Consider the following 20,664-nt stretch of genomic DNA (forward strand, 5'->3'; position numbering starts at 1 on the left):
TCATGTCGCTTCTCGATCGTCTGCGCCCCGACGCGCTCGCTGCCCCCGAGAGCGGCATCGTCGCCGTCATGAACTATGCCCGCGCAAGGGGCACGGACGGCCTGATCCCGCTCTGGGCCGGTGAAGGCGACCTGCCGACGCCGCGCTTCATCGCCGATGCGGCGAGCGCCTCGCTCGCGGCCGGCGAGACCTTCTACACCTGGCAGCGCGGCATCCCCGAACTGCGCCAGGCGCTTGCCGACTATACGGCGAGGCTTTACGGCCGGCCGGCGAGCGCCGACCGCTTCTTCGTGACCGGCTCCGGCATGCACGCGATCCAGATCGCGATCGCCGCGTTGGCCGGCAAGGGCGACGAGGTCGTCTATTTCGGCCCGGCCTGGCCGAACTTCGCCGCGGCGGCCGGTGTTGCCGGCGCCGCCCCGCGCGAGGTGGCGCTCGACTGGACCGAAAGCGGCTGGCAGCTGGACATCGCCAAGCTCGAGGCTGCGATCGGCCCGAACACCCGCGCACTCTTCGTCAACTCGCCGTCGAACCCCACCGGCTGGACCGCCGACCTCGAGACCCTGCGGGCGATCCTCGATCTCGCGCGCCGGACCGGCGTCACGATCGTGGCGGATGAGATCTACAGCCGCTTCTTCTATGCCGGCGAGCGGGCGCCGTCCTTCCACGACCTGATCGAGCCGGAGGACGCGGTCATCTTCGTCCAGTCCTTCTCCAAGAACTGGGCGATGACCGGCTGGCGGATCGGCTGGATCGAGGCGCCGCCGGTCTACGGCGACGTCATCGAGAACCTCGTCCAGTACTCGACCTCCGGCGTCGCCGCCTTCATGCAGCGTGCCGCGGTGGCCGCCCTGGCCGAGGGCGAGAGCTTCGTCGCCGGACAGATCGAGCGGGCCCACAAGGCACGATCGATCTTCTGCGAGACGCTGATGGCGACCAACCGGGTGTCGCTGGTGCCCCCGGAAGGCGCCTTCTACGCCTTCTTCGCGGTGGACGGGGTGGAGGACACGCGCAGCGCCGCCTTCCGCATCGTCGACGAGGCGCGGGTGGGGATCGCGCCAGGCACCGCCTTCGGCCCGGCGGGGCCGCGCTTCATGCGCGCCTGCTTCCACCGGCGCCTCGATGAGGTCGAGACGGCGGCGAACCGGCTGGCGGACTGGATCGGGAAGGTTGGCTGAGCGGTCCCTCGCGGCCCGCCGCCGTCCTTGCGGTGCACGCCGCTGCTATTCGATGCGTGCCGGGCACTCGGTCTGACCTCTCGCCGCAGCGATCTCAGAAGGCCCATAACGGCCAGCGCCACTCTTGCGGGCCCAGTGTGCACCGGTAGAGCCGTCCGATCTTCCTCCGAGGTGCCCGGGAAGCCGGGCGTCAGCCCCCGGCCTGGGACACCACGAGCGGCGTCACGCGACTGCGCGCCGGCTCGGCCGGCTTGGCGGCGTTGGCGAAGGCAATGCCCACCGCCTGCCAGGTCTCGACCAGCGCATCCCGCAGCTTGGCGATCAGCGCGTCGTCGTGAAACGGCGTCGGCGTGATGCGCAGGCGTTCGGTGCCGCGCGGCACCGTCGGGTAGTTGATCGGCTGGATGTAGATGCCGTGCACCTCGAGCAGGTGGTCGCTCGCCTTCTTGCAGAGGTCGGGATCGCCGACGAGCACGGGAACGATGTGCGTCGGCGACGCCATCACCGGCAGCCCCGCCGCGCCGAGCACGGCTTTCGCCCGTGCAGCCTGGCGCTGCTGGCTGTCGCGCTCGACCTGGCTCGTCTTCAGGTGCCGGATCGAGGCCGTCGCCGCCGCGGCGAGCGCCGGCGGCAGCGCGGTCGTGAAGATGAAGCCCGGCGCATAGGAGCGCACGCAGTCGATCACGTCGCGGCTGCCCGCGATGTAGCCGCCGAGGACGCCGAACGCCTTGGCGAGCGTCCCCTCGATGACGTCGATGCGACGCGCCTCGCCGTCGCGCTCGGTGATCCCGCCGCCGCGCGCGCCGTACATGCCGACGGCGTGGACCTCGTCGATGTAGGTCAGCGCGTTGTGGCGCTCGGCGAGGTCGGCGATCGCAGCGATCGGCGCGATGTCACCGTCCATCGAGTAGACGCTCTCGAAGACGATCAGCTTGGGCTTGGCCGGGTCGGCCGCCTTCAGGAGTTCTTCCAGATGGTCGACGTCGTTGTGGCGGAAGATCGCCTTGCGGCAGCCCGACTTCTTGACGCCCTCGATCATCGAGGCATGGTTCAGCTCGTCGGAGAAGATCTGGCAGTCCGGCAGGAGCCGGGCGATGGTCGAGATCGACGCCTCGTTCGAGACGAAACCTGAGGTGAAGACGAGCGCCGCTTCCTTGCCGTGCAGGTCGGCGAGTTCGCGCTCCAGCTCGACCAGCGGGTGATTGGTGCCCGAGATATTGCGGGTGCCGCCGGCGCCTGAACCCATCGCGGCGACGGCGGAGCGCATGGCCTCCATCACCGCCGGATGCTGACCCATGCCGAGATAGTCGTTCGAGCACCAGACGGTGATCTCGCGCGCTTCGCCCTCGTGCCGCCACATCGCGGCGGGAAAGCGGCCGGCGATGCGCTCGAGGTCGGCAAAGACGCGGTAGCGCTTCTCGTCGTGGAGCGCGTCGATGGCCGCGGCGAACCGGCCCTTGTAGTCGATCATCGGGGACTCCCTTCGAGAACGGTTCTAAGGTCTCGCCTTGCCGAAGTCCACGTTTGGGGGCGTGCCAATCCGTCGCCGGGCGATCCGACCTGCCGAAGCGCTGCGGCTGGCTCGCCCGCCTCCGATCTGCCGATGTGGAGACGCTGGCCGCCGACCTCGCCGCCATTCCCGCGCCGCCGGGATCAGCCGTCCGGGCCCGCCTCCGGCTCCGGCACGCGCGGCGCTTCAAGGTCCTGAACCTCCTCGCGCCGCGCCCGCGCCTGGTCCTTGCGGCGGCGCAGATTGTCGCGCAGCTGGGCTTCCAGCCGCAGCCGGCGCTGCTCGGCCGCTGTCCGCGTCGTCTCGTCCGTCATCGTCGCATCCTGCCGGCCCGGCGAGGCCTCTTCCTCGCCCGATACGCTTCGAGGCCTTACAAACGCCCCGGAAACGGCTAAAGCGGCACGGCTCGCGCCGCTCGTCCGAGAGCAGACCTAACCGAGAAAGAGGCGGATGTCAGGACTCGACCGCGTCGGCTTTGCCGCCGAACTCGCCGCCCATGCCGATGCGCACGGGCCCATCACCGTTGGCCTGGCAGGAGCCGGCCAGATGGGCACCGACATCGTCGTCCAGGTGGCGCTGATGACGGGCATCCGCATCGGCGCGATCGCCGCCCGCCGTCCGGACCGTCCGCGCGCGGCGATCGCGATGGCCGGCCACCCGGACCACCACGGGGTGATCGCGTCGAGCGCCTCGGCGATCGACGCGGCGATCGAGCGCGGCAAGATCGCCGTCACCGACGATCTCGCGGCCCTGTGCGCCGCAGGGCGGATCGACGTCGTGATCGACGCGACGGGCAGCCCCAACCTCGGCACCCAACTGGCGCTCGACGCCATCGCCAACGGCAAGCACATCGTGATGCTGAACGTGGAGGCCGACATCACCGTCGGCCGCCACCTCGTCGCCGCAGCCGACCGCGCCGGCGTCGTCTACACCGGATCGGCCGGCGACGAACCGGCCGCGACGCTGGAGCTGATCGCCTTCGCCCAGAGCCTCGGCATGGAGGTCGTTGCGGCCGGCAAGGGCAAGAACAACCCGCTGCGCATCGACGCGGTGCCTGCGGACTACGAGGCCGAAGCGCAAGCCCGCGACATGAACCCCCGCATGCTCGTGGAGTTCGTCGACGGGTCGAAGACGATGGTCGAGATGACGGCGATCGCCAACTGCACGGGGCTGGTGCCGGACGTGCCGGGCATGCACGGGCCGGAAGCGACGCTGGAGACGCTGGCGCAGGTGCTGTGCACGACCGAGGACGGCGGCATACTCTCCGCGCCGGGCCGCGTCGACTTCACCGTCGGCAGGGGCGTCGCCCCCGGCGTCTTCTGCATCGCCAAGCCGCGCCACCCGCGCGCGATCGAGCGCATGGCGGACCTCAAGGTCGGACCCGGGCCGTGCTTCAGCCTGGTGCGGCCGTTCCATCTGACGAGTCTTGAGACGCCGCTCTCGGCAGCGCGCGCGGTGATGCACAGGCGCGCGGACATGCGCCCCCTCGCCCGCCCCGTCGCGGAGTGCGGTGCGCGAGCCAAGCGCGACCTCGCACCGGGCGAGACGCTCGGACGAATCGGCGAGAGCGAGTATCGCGGTTTCGCCATGGCCTGGACGGACGCGCGAAGCGCCCGCGCGCTGCCGCTCGGGCTTGCCGAAGGATCGCGGGTCACGCAACCGATCCGCTGCGGCGATCTCCTGACGCACGACAACTGCACGCCGGACGGGGAGCTCCTGGTCACGCAGGTCCGCCGGATGCTGGATGCGGCGGACGCGACAGCCTACGGCGACGATCCGGTTCCTACCCGTTAGGTATCAGACCCGCGGCGCGGCCTGGATCGCGTCGATCAATTCGTCGTCGTCGAACGGCTTCAGAAACACGCGCTCGGCCCCCCAGATCTGCGCCAGCGAACTCATCGCCTCGATGGTCAGCTTCGGGCCGCCGCCCGTGATGCCGAAGACGCGCATCTCCGGATGGGTGCCGCGAATCTCCTTGAGAAGGCGCAGCCCGTCGACCTCCGGCATCCACATGTCGGTGACCAAGACGTCGAAGCTGCGCGTCTGGAGCATCTCCAGCGCCTCGCGCCCGTTCTCGGCGCAGCTGACTTCGAGGCCGGCGCCCTCGAGCGCCATGCGCAGCGATTCGCGCACGGTCAGCACGTCCTCAACGACGAGCGCGGTTTGCTTGTTCTCGGGCATCGGGTTCCTCTCCCGCAGGAAATGTCAGGGCGACCACCGTTCCGCGGTCGGTAGCCGACTGGATGTCGATCGACCCGCCATACTGGTGCATGATCCGCTGCACAATATAGAGCCCGACCCCAGTCCCGCCGTCGGCCTTCGTCGTGAAGAACGGCTCCAGCGCACGCCGCAGGACCGCTTCGCTCATGCCCGGCCCGCCGTCGGCCACCGTCAGCCGCGCGCCGCCGTCCGGCGCGGGATTGAGAGTGACGCTGATCGATCCCGAGCCGTTGACGGCATGGACGGAGTTCGCGATCAGGTTGCCCAGCACTTGCAGCACGTCGCCGGCCTTGACGATGATGCAGGGCACCTCGGTGCTCGTGAAATCGATACGGATGCTGGACGGCATCGCCGGCTGGAGGGCATCGATCCCGTACTGTACGGCCTCGTGCAGCGGCCGGTCGGCGTTGCGCCACTTCTCGCCACTGCGCGTGGTGGTCAGGAGCGCCGAGACGACGTTGGCGGCCTGGCGACTCGACAGGTCGATCAGGTCGAACATGCGCTCGATCTCGGCGTCGCCCTTCAGGCGATGCCGCAGCCGTTTGGTCAGGTTGATGATCGGGTGGATCAGGTTGTTGATCTCGTGCGCGACACTGCCGGCCATCTGGCCGAGCGTGAACATCTGCTGCTCCATCAGCCGGCGGCTTTCGCGCTCGACCTCCAGGGTGATGTCCTTGATGATGCCGCGGTAGGTCGCGTCGCTCTCCGGGCTTTCGCCGATCGGCCGGCCGCTGATCGAGATCCAGTGCTCCCGATCGGTGAGCGTGATGCGGATCCGCCGGTCGTCGATCGGGCGGCGCGCCTCGATGGCCCCGGCGAGCGGCGCGGCGAAGTCGGGGGAACTCGCCTCCGCGAGGCGGTCGAGCAAGGCGCCCCCGCGCTCCAGCGCAATACCCTTGATCCGGCCGCCGGACAGGAAGGTGATGCGGCCCTGCGCGTCGACCTCCCAGAAGGTGTCGGTGCCGATTTCAGCAAAGGCCCGGAAGCGGTTGGCGTTGGCGATGATCTGACGCTGCAGCGCACGCTCGCGCTGCTGGATGTCGAGGGTCGAGATGATGCTGAACGACACCAGCGAGACCGCGATGCTGAAGTACAGCGCCGAGGCACTGAATGGGACGACGCCGACGCCCGGCAGCAGGATCAGCGTGAGTTGCAGGATCACGCACAGCACCAGCGGCGACCAGGCCGCGAGGTAGAGCAGGCTGCGCATTGGTGCGCGCCGGGCCGACACGGCCGCGAGCAGGGCCGCGAAGAGGATCACCGCCGCCGCGAGAAGCGGGCCGAGGAAGCGCCACACGTTCAGCGACAGGACGATCTCGAGCGGCGACAGGACGGCCAGGACACAGAAGAAGAGAGCCGCCGCATCGGCGGCGCGCGCCAGGCGCGGCATCATTTCGGGAATGCGCAGGAAGTGCGACGTGAAGGCGGTGAAGGCGCAGTAGATCAGAAGCGCGGAGGCAAGCGCCATGACCCGCGACGTGGTGATCGCGCCCGGGAGGAAATAGGTCTCGAACAGCCCGTTCGTGGTCAGGATGTAGAACTTGGCACTGAACAGGCAGAGCGCGAGCCAGAGGTTGGTCGGATCCCGCAGATTGGCTCCCAGCGCGACGAGATAGATCAGCGCGCCGGTCATGATGCCGACGAGAAGTGCGAGGAAGAAGATTTCCGCCCCGTAGGTCGCGCTGAAGTGGCTCGCGTCCGCCAACCAGACGCTCGCGCGCATGGCTCCGTAGGTCTGGATCGCGAGGTAGATGAAGGAGCCCTCGACCTCCGACGCTTCGAGGAAGAAGGCCGGGTAGCGCAGGCTTCCGGCACTGGCACGGTCCCGCCCGTCCCATGTCAGGCGTTGCCCGATGTGTCGGCCGCGCACGACATAGGCATCGACATGCACGATGCGGGGCTCTTCGACCGACAGCATGTAGTCATCGGTCCAGCCGTCCGCGCTCAGTTCCTGCGCGCTCGGGATCGCGAGCTTGACCCAAAAGACCGTATCGCCCGTCGGCGGCATGCCCGCATTGGCCGCATGGTCGTCCGACGGGCGGAAGAGGTTCTCGCCGTCGGCGACCACCTGCTCGGGCGACAAGGAGCCGCCGGGATCGACGAAGGTCGGCGCGCCGCGCCCGATGAACAGCGTTCCGGGCTCCTGCGCCGGCTGGCAGGCGGCGAGACCGACGAGCAGCACCAGCAGGGTCAGCGTGCGAAGAACCACCATACGCGCATTATCTGCCTTCCCGACCTGCAGTTGACCCCGAACTTAGCGCTCGCCGGGCATTGTCGAGCGGATGGCGATCTCGAGGGCGTTCGCCAGCGCCTCGCGGTCACGCGGGTCGAGGATCTCCAGGGCTTCCGCGATGTTCTTCAGCGGATCGGTCGCCAGCAGCTCCTTGGCGCTGTCGGTGACGTCCAGCTGTTCCGCGCGGCCGCGGCCGATGGTCCCGACCTTGATCACCAGCCCCTTGGTCACGAGCGTGCGCACCGTACGGGCGACGGCTCCTGACGCCAGTCCCTGGAAACGCGCGAGATCGATCGCTGTCCGCAGTTGCGGCGGCGCCCCGTTCAGATAGCGCAGGGCCGCCCACTGAGCAGGAAACAAGTCAGAGGCATAGCCTTGCGAATGTATACGCCGTGCAACCTGCTCCAGCAGGCTAGCGAGAGCCGCGGCGGGGATCATCTCTGCGGACAACGTGTTATCACCATTCCGTGATGGGAACTGATAGCGAGCTAACAGCTATCTCCTCATGGTAGCAACCGCGCCTCGGTGGAAAATTGGACAAGCGCGGTCATGCTTTACTCTCATAACGCGAGTAAAGTTGCTGCACAGCTATGCAGACGCCTCATATAAGGCTCAACTTCGCGGCTTCACCCCACATTCCGCGGCTTGCAAATGCAATCGTCTGAGGATTTCACAGGATTGTCGACCTCGTCCCGCCCCCGAACGCCGCAGCAGCTAGCAGCTCTGTGAATTTTTGCATAGGGCGTGACAGTACTTCGTCCCGTCTCCCTGTCTCGATCACTCTCCCGTCTTTCATGACCGCGATGCGATCGGCCACCGCTGCCACGGCCGCGAGATCATGTGCGATGAACAGGATGGCGAGATCTTCGGTCTCCTGAAGGTCGATCAGGAGGTTGAGGATCTGCGCCTGCACCGACGGGTCGAGCGATGCAACCGCCTCGTCCGCAACCAGGAGTTTGGGACGGCATATGATCGCCCGGGCGATCGCGATCCTCTGACGCTGCCCGCCGGAGAACTCGTGCGGGAACCGATCGAGCGCATCTTCGCCAAGACCGACCGCACCGAGCACTTCGATCGAGCGCTGCCGCTTTTGCTCGCGCGTCCAGCCGTCGAGGAGATGCAGCGGCTCGGCGACGATCCGCGCGACACGCTGGCGTGGATCGAGCGAGCCGTAGGGATCCTGAAACACCATCTGCACGTCGCGGCGCAGCCGACGCAGGGCCGTCCCGCGTGCGGCGTGAATGTCGTGGCCCTGCAACAGCACCGAGCCCGAAGACGGCGACCCGAGGCCGAGGATCAGGCGCGCCAGGGTCGACTTTCCGCTGCCGCTCTCCCCGACCAGGCCGAGGACCTCGCCGCGCTCGAGGGTGAGCGACACGTCGTCGAGCGCCTGGATCTCCGGCGCCCCTCGAACGCCGGCGTAGCGGCGCGAGACGGCCCGCACTTCGAGCAGCGGCGGTGTCATGCGCTCGTCCCCGCAGGCACGGCCCGGATGCAGCGCACGCCGCGCCCCGCGAGCTCGCGCCAATCCGGCTCCCGCGGCGTGCAGGCCTCGATCCGGCAGGCGCAGCGGTCGGCAAATCGGCAACCGGTCGGCAGGTCGCCCAGAGCGGGGATCTGGCCGTCGATCGCCGCAAGCCGCGGGCGCGGGCCATGTCCGCCGACGACATCCGGCCGCCGCGGCAGCGCCGCGATCAGCGCCCGCGTGTACGGGTTGAGCGGCGCGCCCAGAACATCGGCCGTCGGCCCATCCTCGAAGCGCGTTCCGGCGTAGAGCACCAGCACCCGGTCGCTCGCCCGGGCGACCGCGCGCAGATCGTGGCTGACGAGGAGAAGGCTCATGCCCTCCTCCTCGACGAGCCCGGCGACGAGGTCGAGCATGTCGTCGCGGAGCGTTGCATCGAGCGCCGTGGTCGGCTCGTCGGCGATCAGGAGGTCGGGCGACTGCGCGAGCGCCATCGCAATCATCACCCGCTGCCTCTGGCCGCCCGACAGCTGATGCGCATAGGCGTCGGCGCGGCGGGCCGCGTCGGGCAGTCGCACCCGCTCGAGCAGCGCGATCGCCCGCGCCCGCGCTTCGCTCCGCCGCCACAGTCCGATGCGCAGCGGGCCCTCGGCGATCTGGGCGACGATCGGCATCGCCGGGTTGAGCGCGCTCATCGGTTCCTGGAAGATCATCGCGATGCGCCGCCCCCGCAGGCGCGCGCGCTTGTATTCGGGCAGACCGAGGAGCTCGCGGTCGTCGAAGCGAATGCTGCCGCTCAGTCCCGCCATCTCCGGTTCGAGGCCGATCAGCGCGAGGGCCAGCATCGTCTTGCCGGAGCCCGATTCGCCGACGATGCCGAGCCGCTCGCCCCGGCCGAGGGAGAAGCCGATGTCGGCGAGCACCGGCAAGCGGCGGCCATCCGCCATCGGCAGGGTCAGCGAAAGGTTCGACACCTGCAGAAGCGCGCTCACGTGCGCCCCCGCAGCCGTGGATCGAACCGATCGCGCAGACCGTCACCGAGAAGATTGAGGCCGAGCACCGCGAGCGCGACGGCAGCGCCGGGCGCGATCGCGAGCCAGGGTGCGAGTTGGACATAGGTGCGCGCGTCGGCCAGCATCCGACCCCAGCTCGGCGCCGGCGGCGTCGGCCCGAGACCGAGAAAGCTGAGGCCGGCCTCCGCCAGGATCGCCAGGCCGAGCTGCAGCGTCGCCTGCACGAGCAGGTCGCCCGCGATGTTCGGCAAGACGTGCTCGGCGGCGATCCGCGCTGCGCCCTTGCCGGCGCAGCGGGCGGCGAGGATGTAGTCGAGTGCCAGGATGCGAGCGCCGGAGGCGCGGGCGACGCGGGCGAAGACCGGCACCATGAAGGCGGCGATGGCGACGACCGCCGTCGGCCGTCCCGGTCCGAGGACGACGCCGAGCAGCATCGCAGAGAGGATCGGCGGAAACGCGAAGAGCACGTCGCAGCCGCGCATCGTCAGCGTCTCCGTCCAGCCGCCACGGATCGCCGCGAGCAGCCCCGTCACGGTGCCGAGCGTGCCACCGAGCGCCACCGCGGCCGCCGCGATGGCGAAGGAGTTGGCGGCGCCGGCCATCAGCAGGGAAAAGACGTCGCGGCCGAGCTGGTCGGTGCCGAGCAGACCGGACGACAGCGGCGGCTGCAGCTTGAGGAGGATGCGGATGCCGCTCGTCGGCTGCGGCGTCCAGACCAGCGAGACGAGCGCCAGGACGACGAGCAGGATTGTCAGGACGGCGCCCGCGACGAGGCGCTTCGGAACAGAACGCCGACGCGGCGTGCGCACTCGGTCCAGCGCCGTCACGACGCCGCCCGAAGACGGGGGTCGAACCGCAGATAGGCGAGATCGACGAGGAAGTTCACGACAACGACGAGCGCGGTGAAGCAGAGCACGGTGCCCTGCACCACAACCGCGTCGCGCTGCAGCAGCGCCTGGTAGACCAGCCGGCCGAGCCCCGGCAGATCGAAGACGTTCTCGACGAGCACGGCACCGGCCACCAGGAAGGAAAACTGCAGGCCGAGGATCGTCAGGATCGGCACCATGGCGTTGGGCAGCGCATGGCGCAGCAAAGCTTCGCGGCGGGTGAGGCCCTTGGCGCGGGCGGTGCGGACGAAATCCTCGGCGAGCGTGTCGAGCAGCGCCGCCCGGGTGACGCGGGTGAGCACCGCCGCCTGCGGCAGCGCCAGCGCGACGGTCGGCAGCACGAGCGCCGACAGCGCCGGCCCGAGGCCGGCGGACCAGCCGGGAAATCCGCCGGACGGCAGCCAGTGCAGTTCGCTGGCGAAGACCAGCACAAGGAGGAGACCGATCCAGAAATTCGGCAGCGCCAGCCCCAGCTGCGCGAACAGTCCGGCCACCGCGTCCGCCCGCCGGCCCCGGCGCGCTGCCGAGACGAGGCCGAGTGGCAGCGCGATCAGGATCGACAGGAGGATGGCGAGCCCCGCGAGCGGCAGCGTTACCGCCGCGCGGTCGCGGATCAGCTCCGCGACCGGCGTGCCGTAGGTGATCGAGGTGCCGAAATCGCCGGTCAGGACGCCGCCGAGCCACACCACGAAGCGGACGGGAAGCGGACGGTCGAGCCCCATGGCCTCGCGCATCGCCGCCAGTGTGTCCGGTCGGGCCGAAGTCCCGAGCATCACCGCTGCAGGATCGCCCGGCAGGAGATTCATCACCAGGAAGAGCAGCAGCGAGACCGCAAGCAGCGTCAGGAGGAGGCCGATGAGGCGACGCAACAGCATGTCGATGGACTTTCCACCCGGAATAGACGCTTTGCCGAGAACCCCCGCTCAATCGTCCCAGCGCACCTCGGTCAGGTCGTTCGACGGGATCGGCTCGTTCGCCCAAAGACCCTTCAGCCCGGCCTTCCAGACCCCCAGCTTCGGCATCACGAAGAGATACAGCGCCGGCACGTCGTCGGCGAGCATCCGCTGCGCCTCGCCATAGAGTTCGAGGCGCCGCGCCGTGTCGGTGGCGGCCTCAGCCTCGCCCAGCACCCGGTCGAACTGCGGGTTGCGGTAGCCGAAATAGTAGTCCGGCCGGGCATAGATGCCGATGTCGAGCGGTTCGGCATGGGCGACGATCGTCATGTCGAAGTCGTGACGCTTGAACACTTCGTCGATCCACTTGGCCGGGAACTCGGTCGGCACGATGGTGAGGCGCACGCCGACCTCGGCGAGGAGCGCCTGCAGCACCTCGGCCGAGCGCGTGGCGTAGGTCATCTGCGGCACCTTGATCGTCAGATCGAGGCCGTCCGCATGGCCGGCTTCGGCGAGAAGCGCGCGCGCCTTCGCCGGATCGTAGGCAAGCCGGCCCGTGAGGTCGACATAGCCCGGATCGTTGGGCGTGTAGTGGCTGCCGATCGGCGTGCCGAAGCCCGACCAGGCCCCCTCGATCACCACCTGGCGGTCGATCGCCATCATCAGCGCCTGGCGCACCCTGACGTCGTCGAGCGGTGGCTTGCGCAGGTTGAGGCCGGCCACGACCTTGAGCTCTGTGTCGCCGACCACCGTCTCCAGCCGCGGATCGTCCTTGAACGAGGCGAAGAGCTCGGGGGCGCCGAATTCCGGCACGGCGTCGACCTCGCCGGATTGGACGGCGGCGGCCTGCGCCTGCGCATCCGCGATGAAGCGGAACGTCGCGCTCGACAGCTGCGGGCGACGGGCAGCATCCCAGTACGCCTCGTTGCGCTTCAAGTCGACGCTGACGCCCTGCCGCCAGCCATCGAAGACGAAGGGCCCGGTGCCGATCGGGTGGGTGCGGTCGTCTTCGGCGCTCGACGGCTCGAGCATCACGGCCGTCGGCCAGCCGAGCCAGTAGAGAAGGTTGCCGGTCGGCTGCTTCAGGGAGAGCACCAGCGTCTGCGCATCGGGTGCCTCGATCCGCTCGATCGTCTCGAAGAACTGCTTCTGCGGGTTGGTCGACTTCTCGCCGCGCGCCCGGTCGAGCGTGAACTTCGCGGTGGCGGCATCGAAGGCGACGCCGTTGTGGAAGCGAACGCCACTGCGCAGGTGGAAGGTGTAGGTCTTGCCGTCGGTGGCGATGTCCCAGGCTTCCGCCAGCTGCGGACGGACCTTGCCGTCCCTGTCGATGCGGGTGAGCCCCTCGAAGACGTTCTGCCAGGTCACCTGCCCGATCGCCGCCGGCGCCGCGATGGTCGGGTCGAGACCCGCGGGCTCAATGCCCATCGCGATGACGACGCCATCTTTCGCCGCCGCGCCCGCCGTCGAGAGCGCCAGCACTGCGAATGCCGCGGCAAGGAGCGTCGGCAAGCGGCGGCGGCGTATCGGCTGCATCGGGCGGTCCTTTCGCTTCCCCGGCCAGGGCGGCCGGAGCCAAGTGCGGCGAAGACCTCGCTCGCACGAGCGTGCGCATGATGTCGAGCCCGTTCCGCAAACTCCACCGCAGGACGGGCCTGCGCGGCAGCCTTGCGCGGATGGAAACCCTCTCGCGACTTTTGCCCTCCCGATCCGGCGCGAAATGCCTTAAGGAGGCGGAACGCTCGCATCGATGCCGGACCCTCTGGCCGCACCGAGCCCGCTTTTTCGAACATGCCCGACGCGCGCCATTCGGCTGCGCGCGCGACCATCCCGAGAGTTCCAATGCCCTTTCCGATCCCCACCGGACCGCTGGCCCGCGCTTTGGCCGCCCGGTCCTATTCCGACCCCACTCCGGTGCAGGCCGCCGTCCTCGAACCCACGGCGGACGGGCGCGATCTCATCGTCTCGGCCCAGACCGGCTCGGGCAAGACGGTCGCCTACGGCCTTGCGATCGGCGACACGCTGCTCGGCGGCGCTGAGACGCTGGGGCGCGCGGGCGAACCGCTCGGCCTCGTGATCGCGCCGACCCGCGAGCTCGCGCTGCAGGTCCACCGCGAGCTGTCCTGGCTCTATGGCGAGGCCGGCGCGCGCATCGTCACCTGCGTCGGCGGCATGGACCCGCGCGCCGAGATGCGCCAGCTCAACGACGGCGCCCATATCGTCGTCGGCACGCCCGGCCGCCTGCGCGATCATCTGGAGCGCGGCCGGCTGATGCTCGGCGGGCTGAAGGCCCTCGTGCTCGACGAGGCCGACGAGATGCTCAATCTCGGCTTCCGCGAGGATCTCGAATTCATCCTCGATGCCACCTCCACGGAGCGCCGCACCCTCCTCTTCTCGGCGACGCTGCCCAAGCCCATCATCGCGATGGCCAAGCGCTACCAGAAGGACGCGCTGCGGCTCGAGATCGCCGGCGACACCGACGGCCACGCCGATATCGAATACCGTGCGGTGCGGATCGCGCCGAACGAGGCCGAACTCGCGGTGGTCAACGTCCTGCGCTACTTCGAGGCGCCGAGCGCCATCGTGTTCTGCAACACCCGCGAGGCGGTCCGTCACCTCGCCGCGGTGCTGCTCGAACGCGGCTTCTCGTCGGTCACGCTGTCGGGCGAACTCGGCCAGAACGAGCGCAACCGGACCATGCAGCTCCTGCGCGACGGCCAGGCACGGGTGTGCGTCGCCACCGACGTCGCCGCGCGCGGCATCGACATCCCCAATCTCGGCCTCGTCGTCCATGCCGACCTGCCGCACGACGCCGAGACGCTGCAGCACCGCAGCGGGCGCACCGGGCGCGCCGGACGCAAGGGCGTCTCGGTGCTGCTCGTGTCGCTGTCGCGGCGCCGCAAGGCCGAGCACCTCTTCGCGCAGGCCGGCGTCCAGCCGATCTGGGGCGGCGCCCCTTCACCGGACGAGATCCGCAAGCGCGACGAGGAGCGGCTGCTCGCCGATCCGCTGCTGACAGCCCCCTCGGGCGAGGACGACAGGAGCATGGCCGAGGCCCTCCTGAAGCAGCATTCGCCGGAAGAGATCGCGGCGGCGCTCGCGCGCTTCCACCGCGCCCGACTGCCGGCGCCGGAGGACGTGTTCGATCCCGGCCCGCCGCGCGACCACGACCGCGGCCCGCGCGACTATGCCGACGGGCGCGGGCGCAAGCCGCGCGAGCGCGAGGAGCACGTGCGCGGCGGCCCGACCGTGTGGTTCCGCCTGGATGTCGGGCGCAAGAACAATGCCGATCCGAAGTGGATCCTGCCGCTGCTCTGCCGGCGCGGCAACATCTCGCGCGGCGAGATCGGCGCGATCCGCATCTTCGACAACGAGACCAAGTTCGAGATCGCCGAGGCGTCGGCCAAGCGCTTCCTGCAGTCGGCGGCCCGCGACGACGAGGAGGACATCGCCATCAGCGAACTCGGCGCCGGCGGCAAGCCGGCGGCGGGGGAGCGGCCGGCGCGGGGCGCGCCCTTCAAGCGCGGCAAGCCCAGGAAGCCGGGCGGATTCAAGGACAAGAAGCGGGCGCGGTAGGCCGCGCCGTCGGCCGCCGCGGCGCGTTCAGGCGCTTGCGCGACCAACGGAAACGGTCGGAACTGTCATCGAGGCTGACGACTTGCGGGTGCGACACCCCTCAAGGAAGGCATGCACGATGACCGTCGATCCGACCACTGCCCATCCGCAGCCGCCGCAGCGCGAGCAGCAGCAGTCCATGCCCGGCACCACCGGCGCGATGGACCCCAAACCCGATCACGGGGAGGCGAGCTACAAGGGCTCGGGCCGGCTCGCCGGCCGGGCCGCGCTGATCACCGGCGCCGACTCCGGCATCGGCCGCGCCGTGGCGATCGCCTTCGCCCGTGAGGGCGCCGACGTGCTCATCGCCTATCTCAGCGAGCACGAAGACGCGAAGGAGACGGCCCGGTGGGTCGAGGAGGCCGGCCGCAAGGCGGTGGTGGTCTCGGGCGACATCAAGGACTCCGGCTTCTGCACCAGCCTGGTCGAGCGTGCCGTGTCCGAGTTCGGCAGGCTCGACGTCCTCGTCAACAACGCGGCCCACCAGCGCACGCTCAAGCGGATCGAGGACATCACCGATGAGGAGTGGGACACGACCTTCCGCACCAACATCTACAGTCAGTTCTATCTCTGCCGGGCGGCGATCCCGAAGATGAAGGCGGGCTCGACGATCATCAACACGACCTCGATCAACGCCAAGAACCCGGTGCCGACCCTCCTGCCCTACGCGACCACCAAGGGGGCCATCGCCAACTTCACCGCCGGGCTCGCCGGTCTCGTCGCCGACAAGGGCATCCGGGTGAACGCCGTCGCGCCGGGCCCGATCTGGACGCCGCTGATTCCCTCGACGATGCCGGCCGAGAAGGTGGCAAACTTCGGCGCCGAGACGCCGCTCGGCCGGGCGGGCCAGCCGGCCGAGCTCGCGCCCGCCTATGTCCTCCTCGCCTCGGACGAGTCGAGCTACATGACCGGCGCCGTCCTTCCGGTGACCGGCGGGCGGCCCATGCTCTGACCGCGCGACGCAGGTGAGAGCTGATCGGTCTTGACGCCGCCGACCCGCCCCGGCTTATCCCGGGGCGGATCAAGGAACAGCCGTCATGCCGCAGTCCATGTCTCGCGACGCTCTCGTCGACAGGATCGCTCGATCGGCTGGCGAACGACGCATCGTCGTCGCCATCGCCGGCTCGCCCGGATCCGGCAAGAGCACCCTCGCGGAGTGGCTGCGCGACCGGCTGAACGCCGAGGTGGCCGGCCGTGCCGAGATTCTGCCGATGGACGGTTTCCACTACGACGATGCCATTCTGAACGCGCGCGGCCACCGGCCCCGCAAAGGCGCCCCGCACACCTTCGACGTCGACGGCCTCGCCGTCACCCTCGACCGGCTACGGGCCGACGACGGCCGCGAGGTGGCCGTGCCGGTCTTCGACCGGAAGATCGAGATCGCCCGCGCGGGCGCACGGATCATCGGACCATCGGCCCGGATCCTTCTCGTGGAGGGGAACTATCTCCTGCTCGACGATCCGCGCTGGATCGCGCTTCGCCCTCGCTTCGACCTGACGGCGATGCTGGACGTGCCGGAAGCGGTGCTGCGCGAGCGCCTGACCCGCCGCTGGATCGACCTCGGCCTGTCCGGCGACGCGCTGGCCGCAAAGCTCGACGGCAACGACTTCCCCAACATGCGGCTGGTGCTGACGCAGAGCCGGCCGGCCGATCATCTCGTCTTCAACGGCTGAGCCGCCGCCGGTCGCTCGCTCAGAGCTGCTCCTCCAGCAGAGAGACGATCGCCCGCCGCTCGCGGCGCGAGCGGATCTGCGTCGTGCCGACGTCGAGGGGCCTGACCACCGTCCGCTCCATCTCGTTGCGTGTGATCTCGAAGCCGCGCCGGGCGCCGATCGGAAGCTCCTCCGACCCATAGGCCGCGATCACCTGCAGCTCCAGGCGGACGGGCAGCAGGCGCTCCAGCTGGTCGAGCGCGGTGTCGTCGCCGGTGGCATTGCTCACCACGTGCCGGATCACCCCGCGCAGCGAGCCCATGTCGCGCATGTGGCCGGCCAGGAGCGGGCCCTGCCGGCTCCACAGGTTGAGATCGGTGGGTGACGGCCACTCCTCGATGCCCTCGAGCTCCGTCACCGGCAGCATCCAGCGATCGTCCTCGCGCTCCACCGCCGCAATCATCGTCTGCACATAGATCGCATCCGAACTCATGTTGCTGACGATGCAGTGGGTGTCGAGGCCGCGGCCCGAGCCGAGATTGATGATGATCTTCGGCCGCGTCTGCCGGCGGAAGTTCACGACGAACACCTGCAGATAGGCGATCCAGATGACCAGCATGCCGATGTTGGTCAGCACCGACAGCAGCTCGTGATTGCTCCGAAGCCATTGCAGCATCTGTCCTCCTCCCTTGGGTTGCCGGCCGGTCTGTGGTCGCCTTGCAAAGCAGAGTGTGGCCTTCTCGTGGCAATGCCCTACCATGAGGAACGCACCATCAACCTCACGGGAGATCATAAGTCTTGAGTATCGAAGCCGACCAACCACCCGCTCCTTCCGTCTCGGACTACGAGATCGGGCAGGACAACGTACAGAAATTCGGGTTGGACGTGCACAATCCGGTCTTTGCCATCTCTTCCGCACTTGTTGTCCTGTTCGTGCTGATCGCGCTGGCGCTGCCCGGTCAATCGGAAGATTTCTTCGGCTGGCTGCGGCCGACCCTCACCGCGCAGTTCGACTGGCTGTTCCTGATTGCCGCGGACATCTTCGTCCTCTTCTGCCTTCTCCTAATCGTCACGCCGTTCGGCAACCTGCGGCTTGGAGGCAAGGAGGCCCGGCCCGACTACGGCTATGTCGGCTGGTTCTCCATGCTGTTCGCCGCGGGCATGGGGATCGGCCTGATGTTCTACGGCGTCTCCGAGCCGATGACCCATTTCGACAGCTCGCTGGCCGCCAATGCCGGCACGGCCGAAAGCTGGGCCCCGCTCGCGGGCGCGGCCGGCGACGAGCTGGGCGCACGGCGGCTGGCGATGGCCGCGACGATCTTCCACTGGGGCCTCCACCCCTGGGCGATCTATGCAGTGGTCGGTCTCGCGCTCGCCTTCTTCAGCTACAACTGGGGCCTGCCCCTGACGATCCGCTCGGCCTTCTACCCGCTGCTCGGCGAGCGCGTGTGGGGCTGGCCCGGCCATCTCGTCGACTGTCTCGCGGTCTTTGCGACCCTGTTCGGCCTCGCAACCTCGCTGGGGCTCGGCGCCGAGCAGGCGATCACCGGGCTGAACTTCCTGTTCGGCATTCCCGACACGATGCTGAGCCGGGTCATCCTGATCTGCATCATCACCTCGATCGCGCTCGGATCGGTGGTGGCGGGGCTTGATTCGGGCGTGAAGCGGCTGTCCGAGCTGAACATGGGGCTTGCCCTGCTGCTCCTCGCCTTCGTCTTCCTGGTCGGGCCGACGCTGGTGCTGCTGCGCGGCTTTGCCGGCAACACCGTCGCGTACCTGCAGGACGTGATCCCGCTGTCGAACCCGTTCGGTCGCGACGACTTCAACTTCCGCACCGGCTGGACGACGTTCTACTGGGCCTGGTGGATGTCCTGGTCGCCCTTCGTCGGCATGTTCATCGCCCGCGTCTCCCGCGGCCGGACGGTGCGCGAGTTCGTCACGTGCGTCCTGATCGTGCCGACGGTCGTCTCGATCATCTGGATGACGGTCTTCGGGGGCACGGCGCTGACCGAGACACTGGCCGGCTATACCGGCATCACCGATGCCGACCTGCCGCTGAAGCTGTTCGAGATGCTGAGCCAGCTGCCGCTGACGGCGATCACCTCCTTCATCGGCATCGTCCTGGTGATCGTCTTCTTCGTCACCTCGTCCGATTCGGGCTCGCTGGTGATCGACACGATCACCGCCGGCGGCAAGGTGGACGCGCCGGTGCCGCAGCGCGTCTTCTGGGCCTGCTTCGAGGGACTGGTGGCGATCGCGCTGCTGCTCGGCGGCGGCCTCGCTTCGCTTCAGGCGGCGGCGATCGCGACAGGCTTCCCTTTCGCGTTGATCCTGCTCGGGCTGTGCTGGAGCCTGTTCATCGGGTTGCGACGCGAGCGCAAGGCGCCGTTCCTGGAGACGACGGCGGCTGATGTCGCACCCTGACCATACTGCCAATTAAACATGATGCGCCGCGTCGATCCTTAGGGTAGACGCGGCTCCCCGTCCCACTGACGAGTGTGTCACACACCGCCGTCGGCCGGCTCTCGACTTCCGAGTGAGCGGGGCTCGTTTGCCGCCTCCGGCAGGCTCACGCGCTGTCATCGCCGGCAAACAACGGCACGGCCCCGGGCGTTACGCCCAGAGCTTCTAGTTAGCCTGACGAGCAATCCACAATGTGTGCTCCCGTGAGAAAGCAGTCTCCGCCTCGTTGACGAAATCGGAGAACGTACTCACGTCTTCGGAATGCTCGAGTATGATGTTGATCATGCCGATTTCTTGGGACGTAACGGAATACGCGACTGCAAGCTCATTAAATTTTTTGATCTGTATCCAACCGACGATGGAGGTCGCGGCTACGATCAGCGGATCGATCGGCCATAGACTGATTTGAGGATGTAAAATTCTGGCGACGGAGAAGCCTGCCGCCGCGATGTAGCTGACAACGCTCGCAATGACCCAGCGCCGCGACATCGTTCTGTTCCATGCGGCCTTTCGCGAGTACCATATCCGTTGGTCATTGACGCGGTGCTGGTGATAGAATGCCTTTCGCTCCGGCAATGGAAGTGAGCGCAAGCGCCTCATTTCATCCGTGATCTGGCTTTCAGCAGACCAGTATGCGTCGATCCTTGCTGCGGCTTCCTTGTTCGATTCGAATGTCCTCTCGAGGTTCTCCTTGAACTCGTTTCTCGCCTTGGCCTCATTATCCTCGCCAAAGGGAAATGCACACATGGAATACCGCCAGGTCAGCGTCTTCACGCTCTCAGCGAGCGCACGACACTTGTACCAATCCTGCTCAGGTTTCGAAATTGAACGAGTCAGAAGAACGGCGGCAGAAAGGCCCAGCACAGCCGTCGCAATCGCATAGACGATAGAGGATGAAAACACGGACAGCGACAGAAGGGAGGCCGCCAACAGGAGGGCGTATTCGGACTTTATAAGCGCAAGGTAATTGCGCTGATACTTATTCGAAGCTGCGTCGGCACTACGGTATAAAGCGGGGTATTGATCATCCCTCATTCTCGCCTCCAGCCGCCAAGCTCAGATCCCGAGATCAGACCGTAACTATAGCACATCGAATTCGAATGATTCGCCTTACGGGATGTCGTTGCGGCCCGGGTCGTCGACATGCGAAAACAACTGCGAAAGCGGCAGGCTTCATACCGGCGAGGGTTCGAAAGCACTGCTCTGGATGCGAGCCGGCCAGCTCGCGTGGCGATCGAGCGGTGCGCCTGCGCCGGAAGCGACCGGCAGGTTGGTTCATCGGCGCGGCGGTCCCAGATACCTGGAACGACCAATCGGCATCCGAAGGTTCCTCGTTTGTCGAAAGCCGGGGTGCGACATCGGGCCACCCGGACGACATTCGGCGTATGTCGGAGACTCGACGATCGTCAGAAGCAGCACGGCTCGCCGCCGAGATCGAACCTTGGTCAAGGTCAAATCCGGCGGCGCTTGATTTCACCGAGCCGGCAGAACCGGCCGGCGGCTGCTTCCGGCGCAAGGCAGATCGCTCCCCCGCC

Annotated in this window: 18 protein-coding genes; 6 read left to right on the top strand and 12 right to left on the bottom strand. The window is 68.2% G+C overall.

Going from position 1 to position 20,664, the window contains the following annotated elements; genetic code table 11:
* The first annotated feature begins 2 nt into the window (after positions 1-2).
* Positions 3-1,178, top strand: coding sequence for a pyridoxal phosphate-dependent aminotransferase (locus NPA30_RS13980; protein ID WP_256803346.1), 1,176 nt, complete (start codon positions 3-5; stop codon positions 1,176-1,178).
* Between the two features lie 190 nt (positions 1,179-1,368).
* Here NPA30_RS13980 and hemA read toward each other — a convergent pair whose 3' ends face one another.
* Both hemA and NPA30_RS13990 read right to left on the bottom strand, forming a co-directional pair.
* A complete protein-coding gene (gene hemA, locus NPA30_RS13985) occupies positions 1,369-2,646 on the bottom strand; it encodes a 5-aminolevulinate synthase (RefSeq protein ID WP_256803604.1) in 1,278 nt (425 codons plus the stop codon).
* A gap of 185 nt (positions 2,647-2,831) precedes the next feature.
* Positions 2,832-3,002, bottom strand: coding sequence for a hypothetical protein (locus NPA30_RS13990; protein ID WP_256803347.1), 171 nt, complete (start codon positions 3,000-3,002; stop codon positions 2,832-2,834).
* Between the two features lie 136 nt (positions 3,003-3,138).
* On the opposite strand from NPA30_RS13990, the gene NPA30_RS13995 reads away from it, so the two are divergent.
* Entirely contained in the window at positions 3,139-4,482 is a 1,344-nt protein-coding gene (locus NPA30_RS13995; RefSeq protein WP_256803348.1) for an NAD(P)H-dependent oxidoreductase, read from the top strand.
* 3 nt (positions 4,483-4,485) lie between these two features.
* Here the strand turns inward: NPA30_RS13995 and NPA30_RS14000 are convergent, their stop codons facing one another.
* From NPA30_RS14000 to NPA30_RS14035, 8 genes are all read right to left on the bottom strand, one after another.
* On the bottom strand, positions 4,486-4,869 hold the full coding sequence (locus NPA30_RS14000) for a response regulator (protein WP_256803349.1): 384 nt from the start codon (positions 4,867-4,869) through the stop codon (positions 4,486-4,488).
* On the bottom strand, positions 4,835-7,120 hold the full coding sequence (locus NPA30_RS14005) for a sensor histidine kinase (RefSeq protein WP_256803350.1): 2,286 nt from the start codon (positions 7,118-7,120) through the stop codon (positions 4,835-4,837). The genes NPA30_RS14000 and NPA30_RS14005 overlap by 35 nt, the downstream gene beginning before the upstream one ends.
* A 42-nt stretch (positions 7,121-7,162) precedes the next feature.
* Complete coding sequence (locus tag NPA30_RS14010) at positions 7,163-7,579, bottom strand: MarR family winged helix-turn-helix transcriptional regulator (RefSeq protein WP_256803351.1); 417 nt, start codon at positions 7,577-7,579, stop codon at positions 7,163-7,165.
* 232 nt (positions 7,580-7,811) lie between these two features.
* Positions 7,812-8,606, bottom strand: coding sequence for an ATP-binding cassette domain-containing protein (locus NPA30_RS14015; RefSeq protein WP_256803352.1), 795 nt, complete (start codon positions 8,604-8,606; stop codon positions 7,812-7,814).
* A complete protein-coding gene (locus NPA30_RS14020; protein WP_256803353.1) occupies positions 8,603-9,598 on the bottom strand; it encodes an ABC transporter ATP-binding protein in 996 nt (331 codons plus the stop codon). The genes NPA30_RS14015 and NPA30_RS14020 overlap by 4 nt, the downstream gene beginning before the upstream one ends.
* Positions 9,595-10,428, bottom strand: a complete 834-nt coding sequence (locus NPA30_RS14025) for an ABC transporter permease (protein ID WP_256803354.1) — start codon at positions 10,426-10,428, stop codon at positions 9,595-9,597. The genes NPA30_RS14020 and NPA30_RS14025 overlap by 4 nt, the downstream gene beginning before the upstream one ends.
* A gap of 14 nt (positions 10,429-10,442) precedes the next feature.
* Positions 10,443-11,381: an ABC transporter permease gene (locus tag NPA30_RS14030; protein ID WP_256803355.1), complete on the bottom strand. Its 939-nt coding sequence runs from the start codon at positions 11,379-11,381 to the stop codon at positions 10,443-10,445.
* 48 nt (positions 11,382-11,429) lie between these two features.
* Positions 11,430-12,935 (bottom strand): ABC transporter substrate-binding protein, encoded by a 1,506-nt coding sequence (locus NPA30_RS14035; RefSeq protein ID WP_256803356.1) that lies wholly within the window; start codon positions 12,933-12,935, stop codon positions 11,430-11,432.
* Positions 12,936-13,241: 306 nt separating this feature from the next.
* Here NPA30_RS14035 and NPA30_RS14040 point away from each other — a divergent pair, with 306 nt between their 5' ends.
* From NPA30_RS14040 to NPA30_RS14050, 3 genes are all read left to right on the top strand, one after another.
* Complete coding sequence (locus NPA30_RS14040) at positions 13,242-14,975, top strand: DEAD/DEAH box helicase (RefSeq protein WP_256803357.1); 1,734 nt, start codon at positions 13,242-13,244, stop codon at positions 14,973-14,975.
* 118 nt (positions 14,976-15,093) lie between these two features.
* Entirely contained in the window at positions 15,094-15,966 is an 873-nt protein-coding gene (locus tag NPA30_RS14045) for an SDR family oxidoreductase (RefSeq protein WP_256803358.1), read from the top strand.
* Positions 15,967-16,051: 85 nt separating this feature from the next.
* Positions 16,052-16,687 (top strand): nucleoside triphosphate hydrolase, encoded by a 636-nt coding sequence (locus NPA30_RS14050; protein WP_256803359.1) that lies wholly within the window; start codon positions 16,052-16,054, stop codon positions 16,685-16,687.
* Between the two features lie 19 nt (positions 16,688-16,706).
* On the opposite strand, the gene NPA30_RS14055 is transcribed toward NPA30_RS14050, so the two are convergent.
* Positions 16,707-17,342, bottom strand: coding sequence for a hypothetical protein (locus NPA30_RS14055; RefSeq protein ID WP_256803360.1), 636 nt, complete (start codon positions 17,340-17,342; stop codon positions 16,707-16,709).
* Between the two features lie 122 nt (positions 17,343-17,464).
* On the opposite strand from NPA30_RS14055, the gene NPA30_RS14060 reads away from it, so the two are divergent.
* Complete coding sequence (locus NPA30_RS14060; protein WP_256803361.1) at positions 17,465-19,090, top strand: BCCT family transporter; 1,626 nt, start codon at positions 17,465-17,467, stop codon at positions 19,088-19,090.
* A gap of 204 nt (positions 19,091-19,294) precedes the next feature.
* Here the strand turns inward: NPA30_RS14060 and NPA30_RS14065 are convergent, their stop codons facing one another.
* On the bottom strand, positions 19,295-20,164 hold the full coding sequence (locus NPA30_RS14065) for a DUF4231 domain-containing protein (protein ID WP_256803362.1): 870 nt from the start codon (positions 20,162-20,164) through the stop codon (positions 19,295-19,297).
* Between the last annotated feature and the right edge of the window lie 500 nt (positions 20,165-20,664).

Origin of the sequence: Mangrovibrevibacter kandeliae (assembly GCF_024519155.1) — a bacterium.
In the GTDB taxonomy this organism is placed as follows: domain Bacteria; phylum Pseudomonadota; class Alphaproteobacteria; order Rhizobiales; family Rhizobiaceae; genus Mangrovibrevibacter; species Mangrovibrevibacter kandeliae.